Raw genomic sequence first — 23,211 nt, 5'->3', positions numbered from 1 at the left:
AGGGATGGAATGCAAGGTTAACATTAACCTTAATCCCTACAAGGAAAGAGTGTCCAGAGCCAGGGTTATTAAACCCATTGGGAAGGTCACCAGGGTCATCGGATTGATGATAGAAGTGCAGGGAATTACGGCCCGTATCGGTGAGGTTTGTGATATTGTAGCCCAGGGCGAACCCGAACCAGTGAGGGCCGAGGTGGTGGGTTTTCGGGATCAATTCTCTTTATTGATGCCCCTTGGCGAGCTGAGAGGCATCTATCCCGGCTGTGCGGTGATACCCAGCGGGCATAATCTGACCATTAAAGTGGGTAAACACTTGCAGGGTAAAGTACTGGACGGTCTGGGCAGACCCATTGATAAAACAGTGGACTATGCCAGCGGCCAGGAGTTTCTGGTGGATAACAAACCTCCCAACCCCCTAAAAAGGAAACGGATCGATTCGGTTTTACCCACCGGTGTCCGGGCAGTGGATGCTTTGCTGACTTGTGGTAAAGGCCAGCGTATTGGTATTTTTGCCGGCAGTGGTGTGGGTAAAAGCACCCTGTTGGGCATGATTGCCCGGCATGGCAGTGCTGACGTTAACGTCATTGCTTTGATCGGTGAGCGGGGCCGTGAAGTGCTGGAATTTTTGGAAGAAGATCTGGGACCCCAAGGTATGGCCCGTTCGGTTATTGTGGCTGCCACCTCCGATCAGCCGGCCCTGGTACGACTCAAGGGGGCCTTTGTGGCCACTGCCATTGCAGAATATTTCCGGGATCAGGGTTTGGATGTTATGTTAATGATGGACTCCGTAACCCGTTTTGCCATGGCCCAACGGGAAGTGGGACTGGCGGTGGGTGAACCGCCCGCCACCAAGGGGTATACTCCATCGGTTTTTGCTCTGCTGCCTAAACTATTGGAACGTTCTGGTATGGGACAACAAGGCTCCATAACTGCCTTTTACACCGTGTTGGTGGATGGGGATGATCTGAATGAGCCCATTGCCGATGCAGTACGGGGTATCTTAGATGGGCATATTGTCTTAACCAGGAAACTAGCCTCTGCCAATCACTATCCGGCCATCGATGTATTGCAAAGTGTCAGTCGATTAATGCCGGATATCGCTTCTGACCAACATAAAAACCAGGCAGGCAATTTGCGGGATTTACTGGCAACCTACCAGGAATCCGAGGATCTTATCAATATTGGTGCCTATGTACTGGGCTCGAACCCCAAAATTGACCATGCAATCTCTAAACATGACGAGATCATAGGCTATTTAAGACAGTCGCCTTTAGAATATAGCAGCTATGAGGAAACATTAAATGGACTAGCAGACCTGGTGGGAGGTAGCTAACCTTGAAAAAGTTTCATTTTAGGCTAGAACAAGTACTGCAACAAAAAATAAAACAAGAGGAACAAGCCTTATTGGAACAAGCTAAGGCCCAAGAAGAATACAGTAGGTGTGAAAAGGAGTTAGCTGCAACCAGGGATAAGCTTGAGGAATCTTATCAAACTGCACAATTGGGTTTAAGACCCGAGGATCAGCTCTACATGTTAATGTTTCGGGACAGCTTGCGGGAACTCAGAGAAAGGCAGATGAGGAATCTGCAAAGGGCCAATGAAATCTTGCAAAACCGGATCAAGATTAGCATGAAAGCCCGGCAGGAACGGAAGATATTTGAGAAGTTAAAGGAAAAACAACTGATGGAGTATAGGGAATTACAGTTATTCTTGGAGCAAAAAGAAATTGATGAGTTAGCTACCATGAGTTATGCCAGAGGTACTCATCAGTCAGGGGTGTTTTAGACAAAAAGCAGCTAATTGTATTGTACTGAAAGGGGGTGAAAAATATTCAGATAAGTAAACTTCATTCTGGACAGGAAGTTCTCACACAAGGGGCAGTTGGCAAGGGAATAAAAGGTGATGGCTTTGCGGCGTTATTAGATTGCCTTTTAGGTTCTGATGGTAATCAAGTGATACTAGCTGACGAGACGGCTAAGCCAGATCTTTTTCAAACTGCCGATTCAGTGACAGGTTTTATTTATCCTGGCATGGTAATAGAACATGAGGGAGTAGATCAGGAACAAAGTCAAGAAGAAACGATTCTTAAACTAACCTCGGAACAGGCTACTGGAAAAGAACAAAGTTTGGAAGTGGCTGAGCCAGTAGTACCAGTTTTACCACTAAGCATAACAAAGGATTTTTCTGCCAAGACCAACCATGAGCAAGGGGACATAGTTGAAGGTACGGTCAATCAAATAGGGATATTGAATAGCACCGACCCCAATGTATCCCCAGAGGTTGCTATGGCTGTCAAGGCTACTGGTACTGAATTACCTGAGATGATCCTTGAGGACCCAAAATCCAATTCAATGACTGATGGAAAAAAAGCACAGGATCAGGAGGTGCCCCAAGGTAAAGTAATTGTTCCTCTGGAGGAATTTGTTTCTCAAGAGGGTGAAGATGCTAAGATTCCAGGGAACCCAGTGCAGCCTGTTACTGAGGGAAAGGAAGAGGGTAAAGAGGCTGCTGCACTGATCACTCAGAGTCAAAGGGGATTGCAGGCTGGGCAAATGGTAAATCAAAGGATTATGCCAACGAGTGATTTAGCAAAGCCACAGCAAAGGGATGTTATACCAGTGATACAGGAACAGGCACCCGTAATCACCGACCTTAACTCTGGTACATCATCGGGTAAGGCTATACCCTCTTTGCCTGACAACCAAGAGGATGCTATAAAAATTATTGAGTTAATACCTAACTTTATTAAAAAAGCAGATGTTAGGGGCAAGGATACCACGGACCAAATTGTCGGGCAAACCCTAGAGGTTCAAGCAGAGGGGGATACCTCCTCGGAACAGGAATTGGCGCAGCCAGTTAGACCTTTAATGGATAAAGCAGCTAAAGCAACTAACTCTCTAGAATTTGAGAGAAATTCCCTTGATAAAGGTTTAGGCAATCATGGTAACCAAGGTGCTGCTGACAAAGTACAAGCTGGGATGAAGGAAGAAGTGAAAAGTTTATCCATACAGGATAACCTAAAGCGGGATAACCCAGAGCTAAGTAACCAGGATTCATTGCAAACTAGTGGTATGAAGGGCATGGATGTCGGTAGTAACAGCCTGGTAAAGGAGGTTTCTCTAACACAGCTGCCCGCCAAGCTGCAGGAAATGGTGAAGTCTTTACTGGTACAGCAGCAGTCAGGCCAGACCACCCTAAAGATGAAGCTACAACCAGAACACTTAGGTGAAGTGACGGTTAAATTAACCTGGTCTAAGGGGGAACTTTCCGCACAGTTTGTTACCTCCTCTGGTATGGCAAAGGAAGCCCTGGAAACCACCTTTCCCCAGCTCAGGGAACTACTGGCCCAACAAAATATCCGGTTAAGTGAAGCTGCCGTATTCATGGGGCAACAAAGTAACGGGCAAGGGGGTCAGAATACCTTTGCAGAAAGGCAGCGCTGGCAAGAGAGCAGTCAGAAAAGAGGCAAAGGGCAGTACACAGGCTTAACTCTGGTGGAAGAGACGTTACCTTCCAGTAGTGAACAGCGATCTGCCAGTTCTGGTTTGAATCTTATTGTGTAAGGGGGTGGAGCAATGGAAGTTAATCAGACTAACAATAGCGATTTATATTATGAAAATAGAAAAACAAAAGAATCTGTGAAAACCTTGGATAAAGATGCTTTCCTGCAAATTATGATTGCACAGCTACGCTACCAGGATCCCTCCAGTCCCATGGATAGTAGCAAATTTATTGAGCAGATGGCCATGTTTACCACCCTGGAACAAATGACAAACCTTAACACCAATATGGAAAGGCTTTATCATCTCCAGGAATTGAACCATGCTTCCTCGTTAATTGGTAAAAGGGTCAACTTAATTGCCGAAGAAGAACAAGTCATTGGGGAGGTTGAAAGGGTGACCCTGGGGGAAAATAGTGTAAATATCTGGGTAGCCGGCCACCCCTATAGCCTGGATCAGGTTATCTCAGTGGAAAGGGGGGTAACCGATGAACCTGAAGAACTACCCGAAGTACCAGACAGTGGAGACGAACCGCCAGTCGATGATACCACCGAAGGTGAACCAATCCCAGACGAAACAGGTGGGACAGACCAGCAAACCGAAACAACTGAACCAACTGAGCCAATCGAATAATGTTTCCTTTGATGAACTCTTTTATCGGGAGTTAGTAAAGCAGCAGGAGGTTAAAATATCTGCCCATGCTGAGAAAAGGTTGAAGGAAAGAAAGATAGCTCTGTCACAGGAGGACTTTGCCAAAATTAACAAGGCAGTCCAACAGGCTGCGGCCAAAGGTTCCAAGGATTCTTTGATTCTTTATCGAGATTTAGCACTGGTTACCAGCATAACCAATCGCACAGTTATTACGGCAATTGATGGTAACAACATGGCTGAACACGTTTTTACCAATATTGATAGTGCTGTCATTGTAAAATAATAAGCAGCTGGCCCGAAAGGAAGCTGCCTGAATCCACCGACCGACTGAGGTGGATATATAAGGAGGTAAAAGGATGCTTCGTTCTCTCTATTCCGGTATTTCAGGCATGAGAAACCACCAGACACGAATGGATGTTACCGGTAATAATATTGCCAACGTAAATACCAACGGTTATAAATCCAGCCGGGTGAATTTTCAGGATACGCTGAGCCAAACAGTTCGTTCCGCGGGCAATGGTACCAACCCTGCCCAGGTGGGTTCTGGTATGTCTGTGGGGTCTGTGTCCAACAATTTCACCCAGGGACCCATGCAGAGTACAGGCAGAACCCTCGACTTAGGTATACAGGGGAACGGTTTTTTTGTGGTCAGTGATGGCACCAATGAATTCTATACCAGAGAAGGTATTTTCTTTGTCGATAAACAAGGATTTTTAGTGAATGGCGAAGGGTTAAGGGTACAATCCTTGGCTGGCCAAGACATTAGGGTCCTGAACGGTCCGGTTTCAACCATTAATATCGGGCCCGATGGTGCCATCGCTGGTACCAATACAGCTGGTCAACCACTAAAATTCTCTAATAATGATAGTCAAGCCATTATCACCCCAGCCCAACAGTCTAGCATAAAAGGAGCGCCCAAATACACAACCCCAAAGGTGGAAGAAGCCACCATTAAAGGCATAGCCATGAGTCCGGTAACACAACCCCTGGAGGAAGCAATGGTCAGGGGGGACAGCAATAGTCCGGATGTAGCGCCCCTGGGTATTACAGACAGTGTCACCCCCATTGATATGAGCACTGATCAACTTACATTGAAATATTCCGATGGGACCAATACTTATACAGCCACATTAAATACTGGCTTGACCCAAGTGAAAAGTTGGTATGATTTGGCCTCACAATTGCAAAATGCGATAAACACTTACGAAAATCCCCCAGGATCAGGTACTTTCCCTTTAAAGGATAAAGTTATAGTATCCTACGACGGTAGCCCCAATGGGGGACTGGTATTCCAAACCAAAACAAGCAACGTTACACCTGGTGTAATACCTAGTATTGAAATAGGAGGCGCTGGTGTTAAGAGGTACATGGGTGGCGTGGCCACTTCGGCCTTATCTGACACAGGTAAAGAAGTAGTAACGAAGGACTGGACAGGAAAAACCTTTTATATTGATACCGGTAACGGTTGGGAGCAAGTAACAACGGTGGATGACTTCTCGAAGATTGGTGGAGCTGCCGGGTCCACCGGGTTAGATGCAGTTACAAGTGGTGAAGATTTGGCCCAAAAACTGCAAGCATTATTGGATGCACGGACTACAATACCTGGGACTAATATCACAGTTCCTGAAAATATGACAGCAACTAATGCTACAGCTGGAAATGTTACAATCACTGGTAAGTATTCAGATACCTCTGATGGAACGGTATCAGTAGTGTATAGTGAAGGCAGTGCAACTACTACACCAGATCCGGCCAACAGTTTAGCAGGAAGCCCCACTGTGAATGCTTCAAAATATTATAATACACCAGCAACATGGAATTTAAAGTATGATAATGCTACTTCAGATTGGTTGCTTGATAAGGGTGACGGTACAGGCTATAATTCTATTACTTTTACCGGTGATATTTATACCGATCCTAGCGGTGTCGAAATTGACAAAACAGGTCTTACACCCACATCTGACAATAATTGGGACATCTCATTGACAAGCGGATCAATTAGTATTAGCGGGGTTTCTGGGGCTGTAACTCTGTCTAATGGTGATACATCAGCAACTTATAACGGGTTAACGATAGATGTATCTGACGTAATTAGTACAGGAACGGTACAAAACGGAGATACCTGGACCTATAATGTAAAGGCCGACAAACCATCTACCAATGTAGCAGTGACCTGGAATATCGACCACTTGGAATTCTCTACGGTTGGTACACCAAAGGATGGGTCCACCATACCTCAAATTCGAATTAAGGACGCAGTGGACTTGATCGGTTATGTCGACAGAACTGAAAAAGGGGTCAATTCCGCCGACTGGTCCGAGAAAGACTTTTTTATTGAATATAATGGTGCAAAATATACCTTCACCGCAGGGGAGAAAAAAGAAGCAGGATTTGGTAATATTATCAGTGGAGAATCCTTAAAAATAGCTTTAGAAAAGTTAATCGACAAAAAAATTGGCGAAAATAAGATCAAAGTGGATTATATGAACGACGGCAAGCTGGTACTTCAGACCATTGATAACGGCGAAATTGGGGAAACGCCCAGCGTTAATATTGGTGGCTCCCATGCTGCAGATCTCATCGGTGACAAGCCGGATAAAGTGGATGGTGAAGCTGCCAGTGTTACACCTCCGCCCCAGGATACCATGGGTGTCATTAAGCTGGTTACGTTCCAAAACCCGGAGGGTCTGGAGAAGGCAGGAAGAAACCTTTTTGGCACCTCGGTATCATCGGGCGAACCTAAACAAGGGCAGGCTAATCAATCTGGTTTTGGAACCATTAACTCAGGCTACCTGGAAATGTCCAACGTTGATCTGACCGAAGAATTTACCAACATGATTACCACTCAGCGGGGCTACCAGGCCAATGCCAGGGTCATTACCGTATCTGACAGCCTACTGGAGGAACTAATTCAACTCAAACGGTAGTAAATCAGTTAGAATAGAATTATAGTGTAAAGGGTGAGTTATCAGTGCCACCACAGGAAACAGCACCTCAGGTGCCTAAAAAAAGTTTTATTTCCATAAAAACCTTGCTCATTATCCTCATACTTTTGCTTGTCGCAGGCATAGGTTTGGGTGGATATTTTTACATGAAAAGCACCGCCAACGCCAAGGGAACTGGCCCAGATCCAGAAAAATTGGTTACCTATAGTATGGGCAGTTTATTGGTGAATCTTGCTGATTCTGGTGGTAACAGTTTTATGAGGCTCACCCCGGTTTTGGAATATGAGCAAAACAAAGAAAATAAAAAATTAGGCGAGGAATTGACAAAAAACAAAGTGATTTTACAGGACTGTATTATCCGGGTGATCCGCAAAAAGAAATTGAAGGATGTACAACCGCCGGAAAGTATCGATAAAGTCGCTGAGGAATTAAAAACAGAGATTAACAGCCAGCTTCGCCATGGCAAAATATTGCGAGTTTACTTTTCCGAATATCTCACTCAGTAAGGGTGATGCTTAATGATGAATGAAAAAGAAATAGAATTGTTTCTGAGTGAGCTGGACGGCACACAAACCAGAGAGGAAGCGGCCATTAAAAAGGTCCGCTTTCCTCCCTTGGATTCTTTTCGCCAGGAAAGAATCATTAAAACCAGTCTAAGTCACATAGAAGATGTTAAGGTAACCATAAGCGCTGAATTGGGCGAGAAGATCTTAAAGTTCCGTGAGGTCTTAAACCTGGATGTGGGAACGGTATTGGATATGGAAAAATCCGCCGGGGACGCCATCAATGTTTATATTAATGACATAAAAGCCGCTCAAGGGGAAATCATTATTGTTAATGATAAATTTGCTGTAAGAATTAATTCCATTACTTCCCCGAAAAAACTCAGGCGAGAGAGTGAATAATGGATAACGAAACCATTTGGCTGTTTATAAAAGTATTTACATTGTTGCCTTTAATCCTTGTTTTAGCCTACATAACCATAAAATATGGACTGGCCCGCACCAGGGGGTTCACCATAGGAACCCGCTATATGCGAAGGGTGGATCATTTACCCCTGGGTCCTAAGGCTGGCCTGACACTGGTGGAAGTGGGTGGCAGATATTATCTGGTGGCTTTTCAGGAAAACAGCATTTCTTTGCTTAAGGAATTCGACACATTACCGGAGTCCATTAGCGCATCCAGTCCAGCAACGGGTTCTGTAACCAATTTCAAAGATATTTTGTATCAGCACATGAAACAAACACAGCAGTACCTATCCGGCAAGGGCCGTAAAGGAAAAAGTGGGAGTGGGTGTCCGGCAAGTGGTCAGAAAGAAAAAGATTAACGCATGGATCATCATAGTATTGACAGCATTGTTACTTTTCCTGATTCCCAATGGGGTTTTTGCGGAACCCCTTATTCCTATACCCAGTATTAACTTAAATGTAGAGACTGCCCAGGAGCCTCAGCAGGTGGTAGACAGCGTAAAACTGCTGATTTTTTTAACCCTACTGTCCATGGTCCCTGCATTTTTAATGATGTTAACTTCCTTTACGCGGATTATTGTGGTACTTTCTTTTTTGCGCAGTGCCCTGGGTACACAGCAGACGCCTCCGAATCAAGTGTTAATTGGCTTGGCCCTTTTCCTGACGATTTTTATTATGAATCCGGTGTATCAGGATATAAATAAGAATTCCATACAGCCTTATTTAGCCAACCAATTAACCTATGAGCAAGCAACGGATCAAGCTGCTAAACCCCTAAGGAATTTTATGGTAAGGCAAACCCGCGAGAAAGACCTAGGGTTGTTTTTAAACATTGCCAAAATGGACAAACCCAAAAATGCAAATGAAGTGCCGATGAGTGTATTGGTACCAGCCTTTGTCATCAGTGAGTTGAAAACAGCCTTTCAAATCGGCTTTATCCTGTTTGTCCCATTTCTAGTCATCGATATGGTGGTTGCCAGTACCTTAATGTCCATGGGGATGTTTATGCTACCGCCGGTGATGGTTGCACTGCCCTTTAAATTGCTTCTCTTTGTCATGGTGGATGGTTGGTATTTGGTGGTAAAATCTTTGGTGGAAAGTTTTCGATAGGGGGGGCTAAGCCATGACACAAACCTATGTACTGCACTTGGCCCGGGAAGCGTTAATGATGGTTGTGATTCTTTCCATTCCAACCCTGGGAGTGGCCATGCTGGTGGGCTTAATTATCGGGATCTTTCAGGCTACCACCCAAATTCAAGAACAAACACTTTCCTTTGTACCGAAAATGGTGGCAGTTTTTCTAACCTTAATTGTAGCTGCTGGCTGGCTACTAAATATAGCCATACGTTTCACTACTCGATTATATGAACAGATACCCAACCTTATTCGTTAGAGGTGTGGAAGTGATTAATCTAGTTTATGTAACCACCTTCTTTTTGGTATTTGTTAGAATGTTATCCTTTATTTTTTCTTGTCCACTGTATGCCATACCGGGCATTCCGCCCTTGGTTAAGGCGGGGCTATCCTTAGTTTTGGCTGCTCTGACAGCCCCTCTGGTAGAACCAGCTGCAGCCAGCTTTCCCGGTGGTTTATGGGGATTGGGTCTGGCGGTTTTTAGTGAAGTGGGAGTGGGACTTGCCATAGGCTTGGTCTGTACCTTTGTTTTTAATGCCATTCGGATTGCCGGCCAATTGCTGGATTTTCAAATTGGATTTGCCATGGCCGCTGTCATGGACCCTTTGGGTGGCGGCATGAACACCCTGGTTTCCCGGTTCCTTTTCTTTATGACGCTGGTCTTATATATGAATATGGATGGTCATCATGCTTTGATTCGTGCTCTGGTAAAAAGTTATGAGCTTGTTCCCTTGACTGCTGCGGCTATGAATGGTGAACTAACCCTATTAATCATTCGAATTTTTACCGATACCTTTGCCTTGGCAGTTCAGATTTGTGCCCCGGTTGTAGCAGTACTGGTGATTACCGACTTGGCCATGGGGCTAATAGGTAAAACAGCACCTCAGCTCAATATATTTCAACTTGGTTTTCCTTTGAAAATTGCGGTGGGGGTTTCCACATTGGCAATATTATTACCAGCCCTAACCTCCGTCTTTAAATACTTATTTGATACCCTGCATAAGGATCTATTACTCTTGCTGAAGGGGTTGGCCTGATGCCAGAAGGTTCTCAGGAAAAAACTGAACAGGCGACGCCCAGGCGATTGCAGGAGGCCCGACGTAAAGGTCAGGTGCCTAAAAGTGCCGACCTAAACGGGGCCATCCTGCTTCTCATAACGGGGTTGTTCGCTCTCCTTTATAAGGATAATTTAATTACCCATATGCAGACCTATTTCTTTACTTATTTTAATAATTTTGTTAAACAGCAACAGCAAGACAGCTATTTAGTGCAGATATTAATTGACTTTATGATCAATGTCTTTGTTGTTTTTACCCCACTTTTTATCTTATTAATGGTGGTGGCCCTGGGTGTAAACTTGGCCCAGGTGGGATTTCTGTTTGCGCCGGAGGCCATTAAACCCAAGCTTGATAAACTGAATCCCATCAATGGCCTGAAAAATATGTTCAGTGGCCGGGCCATGTTTGAACTGGTAAAATCTCTTTTGAAAATTACCATTGTCGGTTGGGTGGTCTATGCAGCGGTCAGGGGTGAAATGGCTAATCTGCTGGCAATCTTTCATTCGCCGCCCCGGACCCTGCTGAATCAGGTGTTAACCATTGCATTAAAAGTGATCCTTTGGGGAGCGGTGGTTTATCTGGGGATTGCACTGTTGGATTTATTATACCAGCGCTACGCCTTTCAAAAGCAAATGCGCATGAGCAAGCAAGAAGTGAAAGAAGAGTACAAACAGACCGAGGGGGACCCGCAAATTAAGGGTTGGCTCCGTCGGCGGCAGCGACAATTGCTTGCCAATCTGGCACGTAAAGAAGTACCCCAGGCCACAGTGGTTGTTACCAACCCCACCCACTATGCGGTGGCTCTAAAATATGAACAACCCATGGATGCTCCTGTGGTGGTGGCTAAAGGTACTGACCACATGGCCAGACAAATTCGGGAAATTGCCCGGAAAAATGAAGTCCCGGTTATCGAAAACGTCGAAGTGGCCCGCTTTTTATATGCCAATGTTGAAATTGGCCATGCCATACCCATGGAAATGTTTCAGGCAGTGGCAGAAATTTTAGCAATGGTTTACCGGATGAAGAACAAAAGTTTTTTTTAAATATTTTATTTGTACATATGGTTGGAGGGTTAATATTCCGTGGCAGCACAAACTTCAATGGCCTTAAAATTAAAACAATATAGTGATTTAATAATAGCCGCGTTAATTATTGGCGTTGTGTTGCTGATTATTATTCCCCTACCGCCAAGCTTGTTGGACTTCTTCCTGATTTTAAGCATGACCCTTGGCATGGTAATCATGTTAATTACCATGTTCACCACTGAACCTCTGCAGTTTTCAATTTTTCCATCCCTGTTACTGGTCACCACGTTATTTAGACTGTCCCTAAACATTTCCTCAACCCGCTTGATTTTAGGGGATGGGGCAGCGGGTAAAGTTATTGAGGCCTTTGGCCAATTCGTGGTGGGCGGCAACTATATTGTGGGTGCGGTGGTTTTTATCATTATCACTGTGATTCAGTTTGTGGTAATTACCAACGGTTCCGGTCGTGTGGCTGAGGTAGGTGCCCGCTTTACCCTGGATGCCATGCCAGGTAAGCAAATGAGTATTGACGCCGATTTAAACTCCGGCTTGATTACCGAAGATGAAGCCAGGGCCAAACGTGAAAGGCTGCAAAAGGAAGCCGATTTCTTTGGTGCAATGGATGGTGCCAGCAAGTTTGTCCGGGGGGATGCCATCGCGGGTATTGTTATTCTGCTGATTAATATTTTAGGCGGCTTTGTCATTGGGGTAGTCCAAATGGATATGCTTATTACAGAGGCATTAATGAAATTTACCATTCTAACCATCGGTGACGGCTTGGTATCGCAAATTCCTGCCCTGTTAATTTCCACTGCAGCTGGTATTTTAGTGACCAGAGCTTCCTCTGATGGCTCCTTTGGTAGTGATCTTTCCAAGCAGTTTTTAAATTTCCCCAAGGTACTCCTCTTGGCAGGGGTTATCTTAGGGGTGATTGGTCTTATTCCGGCTATGCCAAACTTGTTAATTCTCTCCATGGCAGGAGTACTGCTATATTCCTCCAGAACATTAATGCAAGAGAGAAAGAAGAAGGAAATTGCAGATCAGCAGGCGGAGGTGGCCCAAAGTCAAAAGCAGCAAAAACGGGAACCTGAAAATGTCTTTAGTTACTTTCAGGTGGATCCTTTAGAAATAGAAATTGGTTATAACTTAATTTCCCTGACGGACGAGTCCCAGGGTGGTGACTTGCTACAGAGGTTGGCAGCGGTACGCCGCCAGTGTGCCTCGGAAATGGGTATTCTGGTACGTCCCATTCGCATTCGGGATAACATGCAGTTATCCTACAACGCCTACGTCATTAAAATTAGAGGTGTTGAGGTGGCTAATGGGGATCTTATGCCCGGTCATCATCTGGCAATGGATCCCATGGGGCAGGATCTGAAATTTAATGGTATTCCCACCACAGAACCCACCTTTAACTTACCGGCCTGGTGGGTGACTGGTCAAGACCGGGAGTTTGTAGAACTCAATGGTTTTACGGTGGTAGATTGTTCCACGGTGCTGGTAACGCACTTAACAGAAATTATTAGGCAGTATGCTCACGAATTGTTAGGCAGACAGGAAGTTAAGGAACTGGTTGATGTGGTAAAGGAGAAGCAGCCAGCGGTTGTCGAAGAATTGGTACCGGATATGCTTTCCTTGGGTGAAATTCAGAAGGTGTTGCAAAACCTTCTTAAAGAAAGGGTACCCATTCGGGATTTGGTAACGATTTTAGAGGCCTTGGCAGATGGGGCCCGGATCAATAAAGACCCGGATTACTTGACAGACAATGTAAGACAAAGCTTGTCCCGGAGCATTTGTCAGCGGTATACAGGGGAGCAAGGCAAACTGTCAGTTGTAACCTTGCATCCGAAGCTGGAGCAGAACATTCAAGAGGCCATTCAACAAACTCAATTTGGGGCCTATCCAGTGCTGGAACCACAACTGGTAAGAAAACTGTTGCAAAAGCTGAATACTGTGATCGAGGATGTAACTATGCGGGGGGCTAACCCGGTGTTACTCTGTTCACCGCGGGTGCGCTTACCCTTTCGAAGATTAATCGAGAGGCATTTACCAAACCTCGGGGTACTTTCTTTAAATGAAATACCGGCCAACCTAGAAGTAGAGGCCATTGGGACGGTGAGCATTGATTGAAAATAAAAAAATATACCGTCAATGAAATGCAGGAAGCCATCCAACTAATCAAACAAGATTTAGGGTCCGAAGCGGTTATTGTAAGTAGCCAACGGGTTAAGGGCAAGGGTTGGCTGGGCTGGTTGAAAAAATCCTTGGAGGTTACGGCAGTATTGGATGATGCCCCGGTTCAACCGGCCAAAACCCTTTTAACTGGTGGGGTACCAATAGAAAAATCGTTAGAGACAAAACCCCCACAAAGCCAATACCTGGATTACCGAGTCGCCAGAAGTCAAAAGATGCAGGATCCCGTTCATGCCCAAGTGCAGAGGATAAAACTGGGGGAAACCCGTTTTCAGCCTCTATTAGATGAAGTTTTATTGCAAATGGCCGAGGGGGAAGTCAAGACCCAGGCGAAGCTGATAGAACCAGCTGTCAATGGCGACCAGGTCTATCAAAGATGGTTGGAGAAGTTGCTGGAAATGGACATTCAGCCCGCCGTGGCTAAGACGTTATTGGATGCGGCATTGCTAAAGATAAAAGATAGTGAAGCATTGGATATGGTTGAACTGGTGTTAATAAACCAGACAGCAGAGCTATTAAAGGCACCTTATAAAGGGGAAAAGAATTCCCGTTTCATGACCTTCATTGGTCAGCCTGGAGTAGGGAAAACCACGACTCTGACTAAGCTAGCCACAAAGTATCAACTGCTGGAGAAAAAAAATGTTGCCCTAATTACCCTGTACACCTATCGATATGGCAGTACGGACCACCTGAAAATATATGGCGACAACCTTGATCTACCCGTGGAAGTAGTGATGACGCCGACTGAATTGAGCCAAGCCATTGAAAAACACAGTAACAAAGACTATATTTTTATTGATACTGTGGGACGCTCGTCCAATAACACTGGTCAGGTTCTGGAACTGAAGAGTTTTTTAGAGGTGATCCCGTCGGAAAACGATATTTTTCTGGTACTAAATGCCAGTACGAAAGATCGAGATTTGTTCCGAACTATCCATGATTTTCGCATAACCAGTTTTAATAAATTTATTTTTACCAAGGTTGATGAAACAGCTACATTAGGTTCTATGTTAAATGTGGTGGGTAAAACAGGATTACCCATTGCCTACTATACAGATGGTCAGAGTATTCCAGATGATATTAAAAGGGCCCACCCCAAAAAAATAGCCAATTTGTTATTTAGGAGTGCCGATCGTTATGAAGATTGTTAACGGGCACTCCGGGGCCAGAGTAATAGCTGTTACCAGTGGTAAAGGCGGTGTGGGTAAATCAAATCTGGTAGTCAATCTGGCTGTGGAATTAACTCGCCGCGACTATCGGGTAGCAATCTTCGATGCCGATTTAGGTATGGCCAATGCAGAGGTTTTGCTGGGGATTGTTCCGCAATATACTCTTTATGACTACTTGTTTTGTGGTAAAGACATGGCAGCAATCCTAACGCCTTCGCCCCAGGGGGTTTCTATCATTTCCGGTGGGTCTGGTTTTGTGGAGTTGGCCAATCTGGATACCCAGGCCAGGAAACGTTTAGGTCAGGGGCTGGAGGAATTGGACTACCAATTTGACTTTGTCCTGGTTGATACTGGAGCAGGTATATCCAAGACCGTTCTCGGTTTTGTGGCCGCTGCCAATGAGGTTATTGTGGTGATTACGCCAGAACCCACATCCCTTACAGACGGTTATGGATTAATCAAGGTTCTTAGTAAATATAATGTTCATAATGAAGTTATGTTGGTGGTTAATAAAGCAACGGATGAGAAAGAGGCCCTGCGAACCTTTCAATCAATGGAGTCTACCACGAATCAATTTTTAAAGATACGAGTTAAAAATTTGGGTTTTATCCCAGAAGACAAAGCGGTGGTAAAGGGAGTTAAATCCCAGAAACCCTATATCACCCTTTCTCCCTCTGCTCCGGCGGCAAAAAACTTATCGCGGATTGTCAATTGCTTAATTTCCGGAAAAGAGGAAGCAGCTTCAGGGGTGCAAAGTTTTTTTGGAAAACTAATGCGGTTGTTTCGCTAGGGAGCTGATGGTGTGGCAATTGAAAGAATTAAAGTGGGACAAAAGGTTACTATTTTTCCAATGGACACAGAAGAACAGTATTTGAGTTCTGTTTATGATATGGATAACAAAGGGATATATGTACCCATTCCATATGCGGAGAAGCATCCGTTAATTTTAGCCCATGGACAGCAAATTCGTGTAAAGTACATGGGGGAAGGCAGTGCCTATCTGTTTGTTACCGAAGCCATTGGCAGAAGGATAGAACAGGACAAGTTACCCATGTATATCTTGAAACACCCAAAGGAGTCAGAGATTACCAGAGTGCAGCTCAGGGAATTTGCCCGGGTGCCGGTGATGTTGGACATTGAGTATGCAGAAGCAGTGGCCGACAACGAGTCACCAAGCTTCAAAAAGGTGTGTATTGTAGATCTCAGTGGCGGAGGCTTAAAGTTTGCTTTAAAGGAGCCTATTAATCGGGGCACAAACATCATGGTACGCTTTACACTGGCTGTAAAGGCAAAGAAGAAGACCCAAGAGTTTAAGTTATTAGCCAGAGTCATGCGATGCCAATTGGTTGACGAAGAAGCAAAGGTATATCATGTTGGCGTAAGGTTTACCGATATTCGACCCCAGCAGCAAGATATGATTATGGCCTTTGTGTTTGAACGGATGATTCAAATAAAACGCAGGCAGTAATTGGATGTGGAAAGCATGTCGATTGATCTCTTATGGGAAAAATACATAACGCTTCGTGATCCGGAAGCCAGGCAGAAAATAATCCTGCTTCATTTACCTCTGGTTAAACATCTGGCAGGAAGAGTTGCGGTAAAATTACCTTCCTTCATCCTAAGAGAGGATCTGGAAAGTTACGGTGTGATCGGGTTAATGGAGGCCCTTGATAAGTACGATCCGGCCATGGGGCACAGCTTCGATTCCTATGCCTACCACCGTATTAGGGGAGCCATGTTGGATGAAGTGCGACGTCAAAATTGGCTGCCCAGAACAGCCTGGCAAAAGAATCAACTTTTAAAAAACACCCGGGAGCGTTTAGAAAGGGAACAGGGTGAAGTAATTACTAACGAGGTATTGGCCAAAGAGATGGGAATACCTGTTGAAGAGGTTCGTCAACTAATCTTTAATGCCAATAAAATGTATATCCAGTCCTTGGATGAAGAGGTAGCCGGTCATGATGGCAGCCAAATGAGCAAGCTGGAATTATTGGAGGATACCAATAGCCCAGATCCCTTAAGCATCGTAGAAGAAAAGGAAAGCAAAAGACTGCTGGCGGAGGCCATAGAGACACTGTCTGAACGGGAGAAGCTAATCTTAGCTCTCTACTACAGTGAGGGGCTAACCCTTAAGGAGATAGGACAGGTATTAGAAGTTTCCGAATCCAGAGTTTGTCAACTTCATTCCCAGGTGATGAAAAGATTAAAGAAAACCCTGGAAAGTATGTTAAATAGTTAGTTGGAGGTAAGCAATGCTGCGAGGATTATATATCACCATGAACAGCCTGAATGTCCAACAGGCGAAATTAAATAATGTTACCAATAACCTGTCGAACCTCTCGACAACCGGTTATAAGAAAAATAATATGGTGGATAGTCAATTTGCCGAATCCCTGCAGTTGGCTTTGGAAAACCATGGCCCGGGAGGAAAACGACAACCCATTGGGAAGGGTATTTTAGGGAATATGATTACTCAAGTTCATATCGATTACGGACAGGGACCCCTTACGGAAACGGGAAAGCTGACGGATATGGCCTTAGAAGGAAACGGTTATTTTGTAGTAGAGGATGAAAATGGCGAACAATTTTTAACCCGGGACGGCTCTTTCCATGTCAATGAGGAGGGGGCCTTATTAACCGGCGACGGCTTCCGGGTACTGGGCGAAGGCGGACCCATTATCCTTGAAAAACCGGAAGATTTTACCCTTAAGGAAGATGGTACCATTATGGTGGGACAGGGTACAGAAGCAGAAGAAATTGATAAACTGCAAATTGTGGAAGTTTCAGAGCCTGCTCTTTTGAAAAAAACCGATGGTAATTATTTTCAAGATCCCGAGGGAGTTGCAGAAGCGGCTGTTTCAACCACAGTCACCCAAGGCTGGTTAGAAAAGTCCAATGTGGACCCAGTACAAGAAATGATTAATATCATCCCCGTGGCTCGTATTTACGAGTCCAGCCAGAAGTTAATACAAATCCAAGATGAGCTTTTGGATAAAGCTATCAATCAGGTGGGGCGAGTGAAATAAAAGTTAAGAAGTCTGATATCAATTCTTAATAAGTGGGTGATTAAATGATTATTAAGACACTGTCCAGTGGAGCCTCGGGCATGCGGGCTCACCAATTAAAACTAGATACCATCGGTAACAACATTGCTAACATTAACACCACTGCCTTTAAAAAAAATAGGACTGATTTTGGTGAAATTGTCCGACAAGCCATTGGAGAAGATGGGATACCAGCCGCCAACGATCCCAGGCCGGAAGGTGGATCTGGGGTCAGAATCGTATCGCTGGCCAGAGTTATTGACCAGGGTGATTTAATTCAAACTGGTCGTGACCTTGATTTAGCCATAGAAGGACAGGGCTTTTTTAAAGTGACCCCTGCCACCGGGGATGATGACATAGAATACTATACGCGGGATGGGTCTTTTTACATCACAACCATTGATGATGAAACGGTTTTAGTCAACTCCAGTGGTTATAAGCTGGTTTGGGATGGAGAACTGGATGCTGAAACCTATAAAGCATACTCTGTGGATGAAAAGGGAACGGTATGGGGGCAAAGGATTGAAGACGGTAAAACTGAGGAAGTAGGGAATATTGAATTGTTCACCTTTCCGGCACCCTCTGGTCTAGTCAGTAAAGGTAGCAACCTATATATGGCCACAGAGGCCAGTGGAGAGGAGACCTCCGGGGTACCAGGGGAGGATGGCATAGGCTCTATTTATTCTGGTTATCTGGAGCGTTCCAATGTTGATTTAGCCACAGAAATGATTGGTATGATTGAAGCCCAGAGGGCTTACGCTGCCAACTCACGCACTATCCAAACTGCCGATGAAATGTGGGATAGAGCCAATAATTTAAGAAAATAAAATAAATCTTGATGATAATATAGCTTAGGGGGGCGGACATGGAGCTAGCAAAGGGAAATGCGGAAATACAGGTCGGGATAGCCGACTACAAGGTCGCAGCTTCCCCCAATCGCCTGATAACCCTGGGATTGGGTTCCTGTGTTGGGGTGGTGCTTTACGATCCTGTTAAAAAAGTCGGAGGGCTTTTACACATAATGCTCCCGGACAGTACACAATTTAATAATGTTACAAAACCTGCCAAGTTTGCGGATACGGGAATACCGTTGATGATTGATGAAATTAAACGGTTAGGCGGTATCCCCAGTAGGCTAACGGCTAAATTAGCCGGCGGAGCCCAAATGTTCTCAGGCTTGGACGAAAAATTTGTTTTAAATATTGGTCAGCGTAATTCTAAAATGGTAAAGGAGATTTTGTCTCGTATGGGAATTCGCATACTGGCAGAAGAATTGGGTGGCAATCGTGGTAGAACCATGATCTTTGATATAGCCAGCGGCCAGGTCACCATACGGACCATTGGTTCTCCATTGAAGGTGATATAGAATGACAGACTTTGATCGTTTTAAAGAGAAAATCTATCAGACCTTTGGTTTAGATTTGCACAGCTATAAAGAAAACCAGCTAAAAAGACGATTGGACAATTTGCTGACCCGAAAACAATATCCCGATTATCAGACATTTTTCAATTATTTAACCAGTAATAAAAATGCCTGGCATGAGTTCTTGGATTACCTTACCATCAATGTTTCAGAATTTTTTCGAGACATAAAAATGTTTCAAACCCTAGAAACAAAGGTCTTACCGGAGTTGCTTCAGAACAGAGGAAATTTAAAAATTTGGAGTGCCGCTTGTTCCAATGGTTGTGAGCCCTATACCATTGCCATTATTCTGGAGGAGATTGCCAACGGCAAAAGGCATCAAATTGATGCCACAGACCTTGATAATACCATTCTGCAGGCCGCTGCCTCAGGAAGCTATGGGGCAGATTTGGTTCGCAACATTTCTAAGGACCGTCTAGCCAAGTACTTTACAGTAGAACAAGGCAGGTATTTTATCAGTAATAAAATTAAATCAAAGGTAAATTTTAAACAACATAACCTACTGGCTGATACATATCCGAAGGGATACGACTTAATTGCCTGCAGAAATGTCACCATTTATTTTACCCGGGAAGCCCAGGACAAAGTAAATGCTCGTTTTGCCCAATCCTTAAATCCCGGGGGGTATTTGTTTATTGGTGGTAGTGAAACGATTTTTAATTATGCGGAAATTGGTTTTGAAAAGGTTTCTCCATGTTTTTATCGAAAGAAATAATTAGCTAAACAGGTGGCTGAAAGGATGGGATGAAATGACCGAAAACCAGGCTTTAACTGAAAGTCATCTTGATGTTCTCAAAGAAATAGGAAATATAGGTCTGGGAAATGCGGCTACCGCCCTGGCTACTATGGTAAATAAACGGATTGACATGGCTGTTCCCCAGAGTAAATTCCTTGCTTTGGATGAAGTTATGGATCTAATGGGTGGCTTGGAGGAAGTTGTAAGTTGCGTTAGCCTACGGTTAGAGGGGGATGTCCCAGGACAGATTCTATTCCTTTTTAACCTTGAAAGTACTTTTAATCTGGTGGATATGTTGATGGGTATGGAGCAAGGTACAACGAAAGAACTGGATGAGATGGGAGAGTCCGTCGTTAAAGAAATTGGCAACGTTTTAACAGGTTCCTTTCTTAGTGCCATTGGTACCTTGACAGGATTAAATATGATTCCTACTGTCCCTATGTTTGCAACGGATATGCTGGGGGCTGTGTTAAGTACATCACTGATAGCTGGTGGCTATGTTGAAGAACATATTCTAATGATTGAGACGTTGCTATTCGAAGACCAGGAGAAAATTAGGGGACATTTCTTTATGATAACAGAGCAAGGTTCTTTGCAAACATTATTTGGTTCACTAGGCATGACAATTTAATTTTAGGAGGAGTAGTAAACATGGGTAAGCGTATTTTGATTGTGGATGATGCAGCATTTATGCGGATGATGATTAAAAATATATTAACCAAGAATGGTTATGAAGTTGTAGGAGAGGCAGAGAACGGTGCCGTAGCTTTACAAATGTTTAAGGAGTTAAAACCAGATTTAGTCACAATGGATATTACCATGCCTGAAATGGATGGGATTCAAGGTGTTAAGGCTATTCGTGCCGTAGATCCCGGAGCTAATATTATTATGTGCAGTGCCATGGGACAGCAGGCCATGGTAATGGAAGCCATACAAGCCGGCGCCAAGGACTTTATTGTCAAGCCCTTCCAGCAGGATCGTATTCTGCAAGCCATTGAACGTGTTCTTTCCCGTGCCTAGTCAAATATTTTTTTAGGATGGTATCGTAAAGGGGTGTAAAGGTTGTCCAAGGAAGTTCTGAGCCAAGGGGAAATAGACTCACTTTTGGCAGCATTGATGTCCGGGGATGTATCTCAGGAGACTGTTGAAACCAAGGAACAAAAGAAATACAAATCTTATGATTTCCGTAGGCCCAATAAATTCACCAAGGAACAGCTTCGCACCCTGCACGTATTACATGAGGGATATGCACGGCTACTTTCTAACTTTTTATCAGGCTATTTAAGGACACCCATCACCATTGAAATTGCATCCATAGGTCAATTTACCTATGAAGAGTTTATCAATTCGGTTCCTAGCCCCACGGTTATGACGATTTTTAGTTTGGCCCCACTGAAAGGGTCTGCACTAATGGAGACAAATTTGCAATTTTTGTTCCCCATCATTGATCTTCAATTTGGTGGCCTAGGAGAAATGCCTCCTAAAACGAGGGAACTTACGGATATCGAATTATCGGTATCCAACCGGATTATCAAAAGACTGTTAGATCACCTAACCATTAGTTGGAAAGATATTATGTCGGTATCTCCAAAAGTAGAATCCATTGATGCTAACCCCCATCTTCACCAATTAATGTCCCCCAATGACATCGTTGTTGTGATCACTTTTTCCACCGGGGTGGCAGAGGAAGTCAGGGGTCTAATCAATCTTTGCTTGCCCTATAGTTTATTGGATCCGATCTTGTCGAAGTTCTCTATGGCTAACCAGTTTACCAAGACAACAGAGCAGGATCAGAAGGAACTTATGGCGCTGGAGTACTGGCTGGGAGAGTCGGATGTGGCCATCAGTGTAGTCATGGGTGAGGCTCAAATAACCGTTAAGGATTTCTTGCAGCTTCAAGTAGGAGATGTATTGCCTTTAGGCAGAGGTTTAACTCAGGATCTTGATATGTATGTGGATGAAGAACTTAAGTACAAAGTGCAAGTGGGAACGGTCGGCCAGAGCTTGGCGGTTCAGGTGACCTCACTGGCCGAGGAGGCGTGGGAAAATGTCTAAACTATTAAGCCAGGAAGAAATTGACGCTTTAATGAAAGGGCAAGACCTGGGAAATGAACCGGATCCTCTGGGGAATCAGTCAGAAATGTCTGATACAGTAATTGAACCGGAAAATACGCAGCCTAACTTGGCTAAACCAGAAGCATTGGCAGAGGAAGCGAATTATTGTAGTCTAATGACCTTGGAAGAAATGGATGCCCTGGGGGAGATTGGCAATATCTCAATGGGCTCGGCCTCCACAACTCTGTCAGAACTTTTAAGCCAGAAGGTAAATATCACCAGCCCAAGGGTTAAGATACAAACAAAACAGCAATTATTCGATTCCTTTAATATTCCTTATCTCGTCATCAAGGTTGACTTTAATGAAGGATTAAACGGTTATAATGTATTGGTGATTAAGCTTAATGATGCTGCCACTATGGCCAGCTTAATGATGGGGGGAGATGGTACCCCCATGTCCGAAGAAATCTCGGAATTAGAAATTAGTGCAGCATCCGAAGCCATGAATATGATGATTGGAACTGCGGCAACATCCCTGTCTCAAATGTTCCAACGGACCATTAATATATCACCGCCCCAAACAAATTTGTTAAGATCAAAGGGAGATCCACTGGCTCAACCACCCCAGGATATCGAAGATGTTATTGTTGTGGTTTCCTTTGATATGAAAATTGGAGATCTGGTGGACACAGAGATTATGCAGATTATGTCGGTGGAGACTGCCAAAGAAGAAGCCCATCTTTTGCTGAAGGACATTATGGGAGGCACAGAAGAGCAGGTGGAAGCTCCCATGGTGCCAACAGAAGCAGCTACGTCAGCCACCAGCATACCTGGATCTGACGATAGGGAATCGGATGAATTGGCTGGCATAATGATGCAGGAAACAGCACCTCCTCCGACTCCTGCCATGCCGCCGCAAGCAGCACCGATTAAACAGACGTCCTTGGCTTCCCTGGAACAAAGAAACTTGGATTTAATCTTAGATATTCCGCTAAAGGTAAGTGTTATTCTGGGCAGAACCAAGCGTCCCATTAAAGATGTGTTGAAAATTGCTCCGGGATCAGTGGTGGAGCTGGATTCTCTGGCTGATGAACCAGTGGATATTCTGGTAAACGGAACCCTGGTGGCTACTGGAGAAGTGGTGGTGGTTAACGAAAATTTTGGTATTCGTATCACCAATATCATTAGTCCCATGGAACGGGTTAAACGGTTAAGTAAATATAATTAGCCGTTAGCCCTGAGTCTTAGTCCTTAGCTAACAGATAATATGTCCTTTAAGGCACCAATAATAGAATGAAAATAAGCATTTT

26 protein-coding genes are annotated in these 23,211 nt (G+C 44.4%); all 26 read left to right on the top strand.

Features of this window, described 5'->3' with window-relative positions; translation table 11 throughout:
* Positions 1-4: 4 nt before the first annotated feature.
* The gene (fliI, locus tag DRED_RS12790) at positions 5-1,333 is read left to right on the top strand and encodes a flagellar protein export ATPase FliI (RefSeq protein WP_011878713.1); all 1,329 of its coding nucleotides are present in this window, start codon (positions 5-7) and stop codon (positions 1,331-1,333) included.
* A gap of 2 nt (positions 1,334-1,335) precedes the next feature.
* Positions 1,336-1,785 (top strand): flagellar export protein FliJ, encoded by a 450-nt coding sequence (gene fliJ, locus DRED_RS12785; RefSeq protein ID WP_011878712.1) that lies wholly within the window; start codon positions 1,336-1,338, stop codon positions 1,783-1,785.
* A 35-nt stretch (positions 1,786-1,820) separates the two neighbouring features.
* The gene (locus DRED_RS12780) at positions 1,821-3,563 is read left to right on the top strand and encodes a flagellar hook-length control protein FliK (RefSeq protein WP_011878711.1); all 1,743 of its coding nucleotides are present in this window, start codon (positions 1,821-1,823) and stop codon (positions 3,561-3,563) included.
* Between the two features lie 12 nt (positions 3,564-3,575).
* A complete protein-coding gene (locus tag DRED_RS12775; protein WP_011878710.1) occupies positions 3,576-4,133 on the top strand; it encodes a flagellar hook capping FlgD N-terminal domain-containing protein in 558 nt (185 codons plus the stop codon).
* Positions 4,042-4,434, top strand: coding sequence for a TIGR02530 family flagellar biosynthesis protein (locus DRED_RS12770; RefSeq protein WP_156779756.1), 393 nt, complete (start codon positions 4,042-4,044; stop codon positions 4,432-4,434). Before DRED_RS12775 ends, DRED_RS12770 begins: the two co-directional genes overlap by 92 nt.
* A 73-nt stretch (positions 4,435-4,507) precedes the next feature.
* On the top strand, positions 4,508-7,078 hold the full coding sequence (locus DRED_RS19375) for a flagellar hook-basal body complex protein (protein WP_011878708.1): 2,571 nt from the start codon (positions 4,508-4,510) through the stop codon (positions 7,076-7,078).
* 71 nt (positions 7,079-7,149) lie between these two features.
* Positions 7,150-7,602 (top strand): flagellar basal body-associated FliL family protein, encoded by a 453-nt coding sequence (locus DRED_RS12760; RefSeq protein WP_041274949.1) that lies wholly within the window; start codon positions 7,150-7,152, stop codon positions 7,600-7,602.
* A 12-nt stretch (positions 7,603-7,614) separates the two neighbouring features.
* On the top strand, positions 7,615-8,001 hold the full coding sequence (locus DRED_RS12755; RefSeq protein WP_011878706.1) for a FliM/FliN family flagellar motor switch protein: 387 nt from the start codon (positions 7,615-7,617) through the stop codon (positions 7,999-8,001).
* On the top strand, positions 8,001-8,423 hold the full coding sequence (gene fliO, locus DRED_RS12750; protein ID WP_011878705.1) for a flagellar biosynthetic protein FliO: 423 nt from the start codon (positions 8,001-8,003) through the stop codon (positions 8,421-8,423). The genes DRED_RS12755 and fliO overlap by 1 nt, the downstream gene beginning before the upstream one ends.
* On the top strand, positions 8,401-9,174 hold the full coding sequence (fliP, locus tag DRED_RS12745; RefSeq protein WP_011878704.1) for a flagellar type III secretion system pore protein FliP: 774 nt from the start codon (positions 8,401-8,403) through the stop codon (positions 9,172-9,174). The genes fliO and fliP overlap by 23 nt, the downstream gene beginning before the upstream one ends.
* Before the next feature lie 13 nt (positions 9,175-9,187).
* Positions 9,188-9,457: a flagellar biosynthesis protein FliQ gene (fliQ, locus tag DRED_RS12740; RefSeq protein WP_011878703.1), complete on the top strand. Its 270-nt coding sequence runs from the start codon at positions 9,188-9,190 to the stop codon at positions 9,455-9,457.
* 10 nt (positions 9,458-9,467) lie between these two features.
* A complete protein-coding gene (gene fliR / locus DRED_RS12735) occupies positions 9,468-10,235 on the top strand; it encodes a flagellar biosynthetic protein FliR (RefSeq protein WP_011878702.1) in 768 nt (255 codons plus the stop codon).
* A complete protein-coding gene (gene flhB / locus DRED_RS12730; protein ID WP_011878701.1) occupies positions 10,235-11,299 on the top strand; it encodes a flagellar biosynthesis protein FlhB in 1,065 nt (354 codons plus the stop codon). Before fliR ends, flhB begins: the two co-directional genes overlap by 1 nt.
* Before the next feature lie 57 nt (positions 11,300-11,356).
* Positions 11,357-13,411, top strand: coding sequence for a flagellar biosynthesis protein FlhA (gene flhA / locus DRED_RS12725; protein WP_420794785.1), 2,055 nt, complete (start codon positions 11,357-11,359; stop codon positions 13,409-13,411).
* Positions 13,408-14,625, top strand: a complete 1,218-nt coding sequence (gene flhF / locus DRED_RS12720; protein WP_011878699.1) for a flagellar biosynthesis GTPase FlhF — start codon at positions 13,408-13,410, stop codon at positions 14,623-14,625. The genes flhA and flhF overlap by 4 nt, the downstream gene beginning before the upstream one ends.
* On the top strand, positions 14,612-15,433 hold the full coding sequence (locus DRED_RS12715; RefSeq protein ID WP_011878698.1) for a MinD/ParA family protein: 822 nt from the start codon (positions 14,612-14,614) through the stop codon (positions 15,431-15,433). The genes flhF and DRED_RS12715 overlap by 14 nt, the downstream gene beginning before the upstream one ends.
* Before the next feature lie 12 nt (positions 15,434-15,445).
* Positions 15,446-16,111, top strand: coding sequence for a flagellar brake protein (locus DRED_RS12710; protein ID WP_011878697.1), 666 nt, complete (start codon positions 15,446-15,448; stop codon positions 16,109-16,111).
* A gap of 15 nt (positions 16,112-16,126) precedes the next feature.
* The gene (locus DRED_RS12705; RefSeq protein ID WP_011878696.1) at positions 16,127-16,882 is read left to right on the top strand and encodes a sigma-70 family RNA polymerase sigma factor; all 756 of its coding nucleotides are present in this window, start codon (positions 16,127-16,129) and stop codon (positions 16,880-16,882) included.
* A 13-nt stretch (positions 16,883-16,895) separates the two neighbouring features.
* The gene (locus DRED_RS12700) at positions 16,896-17,669 is read left to right on the top strand and encodes a flagellar hook-basal body protein (protein ID WP_011878695.1); all 774 of its coding nucleotides are present in this window, start codon (positions 16,896-16,898) and stop codon (positions 17,667-17,669) included.
* A gap of 44 nt (positions 17,670-17,713) precedes the next feature.
* The gene (locus DRED_RS12695) at positions 17,714-18,514 is read left to right on the top strand and encodes a flagellar hook-basal body protein (protein WP_011878694.1); all 801 of its coding nucleotides are present in this window, start codon (positions 17,714-17,716) and stop codon (positions 18,512-18,514) included.
* 38 nt (positions 18,515-18,552) lie between these two features.
* Positions 18,553-19,053: a chemotaxis protein CheD gene (locus tag DRED_RS12690; protein WP_011878693.1), complete on the top strand. Its 501-nt coding sequence runs from the start codon at positions 18,553-18,555 to the stop codon at positions 19,051-19,053.
* A 1-nt stretch (position 19,054) separates the two neighbouring features.
* A complete protein-coding gene (locus DRED_RS12685; RefSeq protein WP_011878692.1) occupies positions 19,055-19,825 on the top strand; it encodes a CheR family methyltransferase in 771 nt (256 codons plus the stop codon).
* A 34-nt stretch (positions 19,826-19,859) separates the two neighbouring features.
* On the top strand, positions 19,860-20,477 hold the full coding sequence (locus DRED_RS12680) for a chemotaxis protein CheC (protein ID WP_011878691.1): 618 nt from the start codon (positions 19,860-19,862) through the stop codon (positions 20,475-20,477).
* 20 nt (positions 20,478-20,497) lie between these two features.
* Positions 20,498-20,866, top strand: a complete 369-nt coding sequence (locus DRED_RS12675) for a response regulator (RefSeq protein ID WP_011878690.1) — start codon at positions 20,498-20,500, stop codon at positions 20,864-20,866.
* 42 nt (positions 20,867-20,908) lie between these two features.
* Positions 20,909-21,901: a flagellar motor switch protein FliM gene (fliM, locus tag DRED_RS12670; protein ID WP_011878689.1), complete on the top strand. Its 993-nt coding sequence runs from the start codon at positions 20,909-20,911 to the stop codon at positions 21,899-21,901.
* Complete coding sequence (gene fliY / locus DRED_RS12665) at positions 21,894-23,129, top strand: flagellar motor switch phosphatase FliY (RefSeq protein WP_011878688.1); 1,236 nt, start codon at positions 21,894-21,896, stop codon at positions 23,127-23,129. Before fliM ends, fliY begins: the two co-directional genes overlap by 8 nt.
* Positions 23,130-23,211 lie beyond the last annotated feature (82 nt).

This window comes from Desulforamulus reducens MI-1 (genome assembly GCF_000016165.1).
Classification (GTDB): domain Bacteria; phylum Bacillota; class Desulfotomaculia; order Desulfotomaculales; family Desulfotomaculaceae; genus Desulfotomaculum; species Desulfotomaculum reducens.
Note: the sequence above shows the minus strand (reverse complement) of the source record. Positions and strands in the feature narration are given on the sequence as shown.

Coding starts and splice junctions, on each gene's coding strand:
- fliI (WP_011878713.1), top strand. CDS start 5: ATGGAATGCAAGGTTAACATTAACCTTAATCCCTACAAGGAAAGAGTG.
- DRED_RS12775 (WP_011878710.1), top strand. CDS start 3,576: ATGGAAGTTAATCAGACTAACAATAGCGATTTATATTATGAAAATAGA.
- DRED_RS12770 (WP_156779756.1), top strand. CDS start 4,042: ATGATACCACCGAAGGTGAACCAATCCCAGACGAAACAGGTGGGACAG.
- DRED_RS19375 (WP_011878708.1), top strand. CDS start 4,508: ATGCTTCGTTCTCTCTATTCCGGTATTTCAGGCATGAGAAACCACCAG.
- DRED_RS12755 (WP_011878706.1), top strand. CDS start 7,615: ATGATGAATGAAAAAGAAATAGAATTGTTTCTGAGTGAGCTGGACGGC.
- fliO (WP_011878705.1), top strand. CDS start 8,001: ATGGATAACGAAACCATTTGGCTGTTTATAAAAGTATTTACATTGTTG.
- fliQ (WP_011878703.1), top strand. CDS start 9,188: ATGACACAAACCTATGTACTGCACTTGGCCCGGGAAGCGTTAATGATG.
- flhB (WP_011878701.1), top strand. CDS start 10,235: ATGCCAGAAGGTTCTCAGGAAAAAACTGAACAGGCGACGCCCAGGCGA.
- flhA (WP_420794785.1), top strand. CDS start 11,357: ATGGCCTTAAAATTAAAACAATATAGTGATTTAATAATAGCCGCGTTA.
- DRED_RS12715 (WP_011878698.1), top strand. CDS start 14,612: ATGAAGATTGTTAACGGGCACTCCGGGGCCAGAGTAATAGCTGTTACC.
- DRED_RS12705 (WP_011878696.1), top strand. CDS start 16,127: ATGTCGATTGATCTCTTATGGGAAAAATACATAACGCTTCGTGATCCG.
- DRED_RS12700 (WP_011878695.1), top strand. CDS start 16,896: ATGCTGCGAGGATTATATATCACCATGAACAGCCTGAATGTCCAACAG.
- DRED_RS12695 (WP_011878694.1), top strand. CDS start 17,714: ATGATTATTAAGACACTGTCCAGTGGAGCCTCGGGCATGCGGGCTCAC.
- DRED_RS12690 (WP_011878693.1), top strand. CDS start 18,553: ATGGAGCTAGCAAAGGGAAATGCGGAAATACAGGTCGGGATAGCCGAC.
- DRED_RS12685 (WP_011878692.1), top strand. CDS start 19,055: ATGACAGACTTTGATCGTTTTAAAGAGAAAATCTATCAGACCTTTGGT.
- DRED_RS12680 (WP_011878691.1), top strand. CDS start 19,860: ATGACCGAAAACCAGGCTTTAACTGAAAGTCATCTTGATGTTCTCAAA.
- DRED_RS12675 (WP_011878690.1), top strand. CDS start 20,498: ATGGGTAAGCGTATTTTGATTGTGGATGATGCAGCATTTATGCGGATG.
- fliY (WP_011878688.1), top strand. CDS start 21,894: ATGTCTAAACTATTAAGCCAGGAAGAAATTGACGCTTTAATGAAAGGG.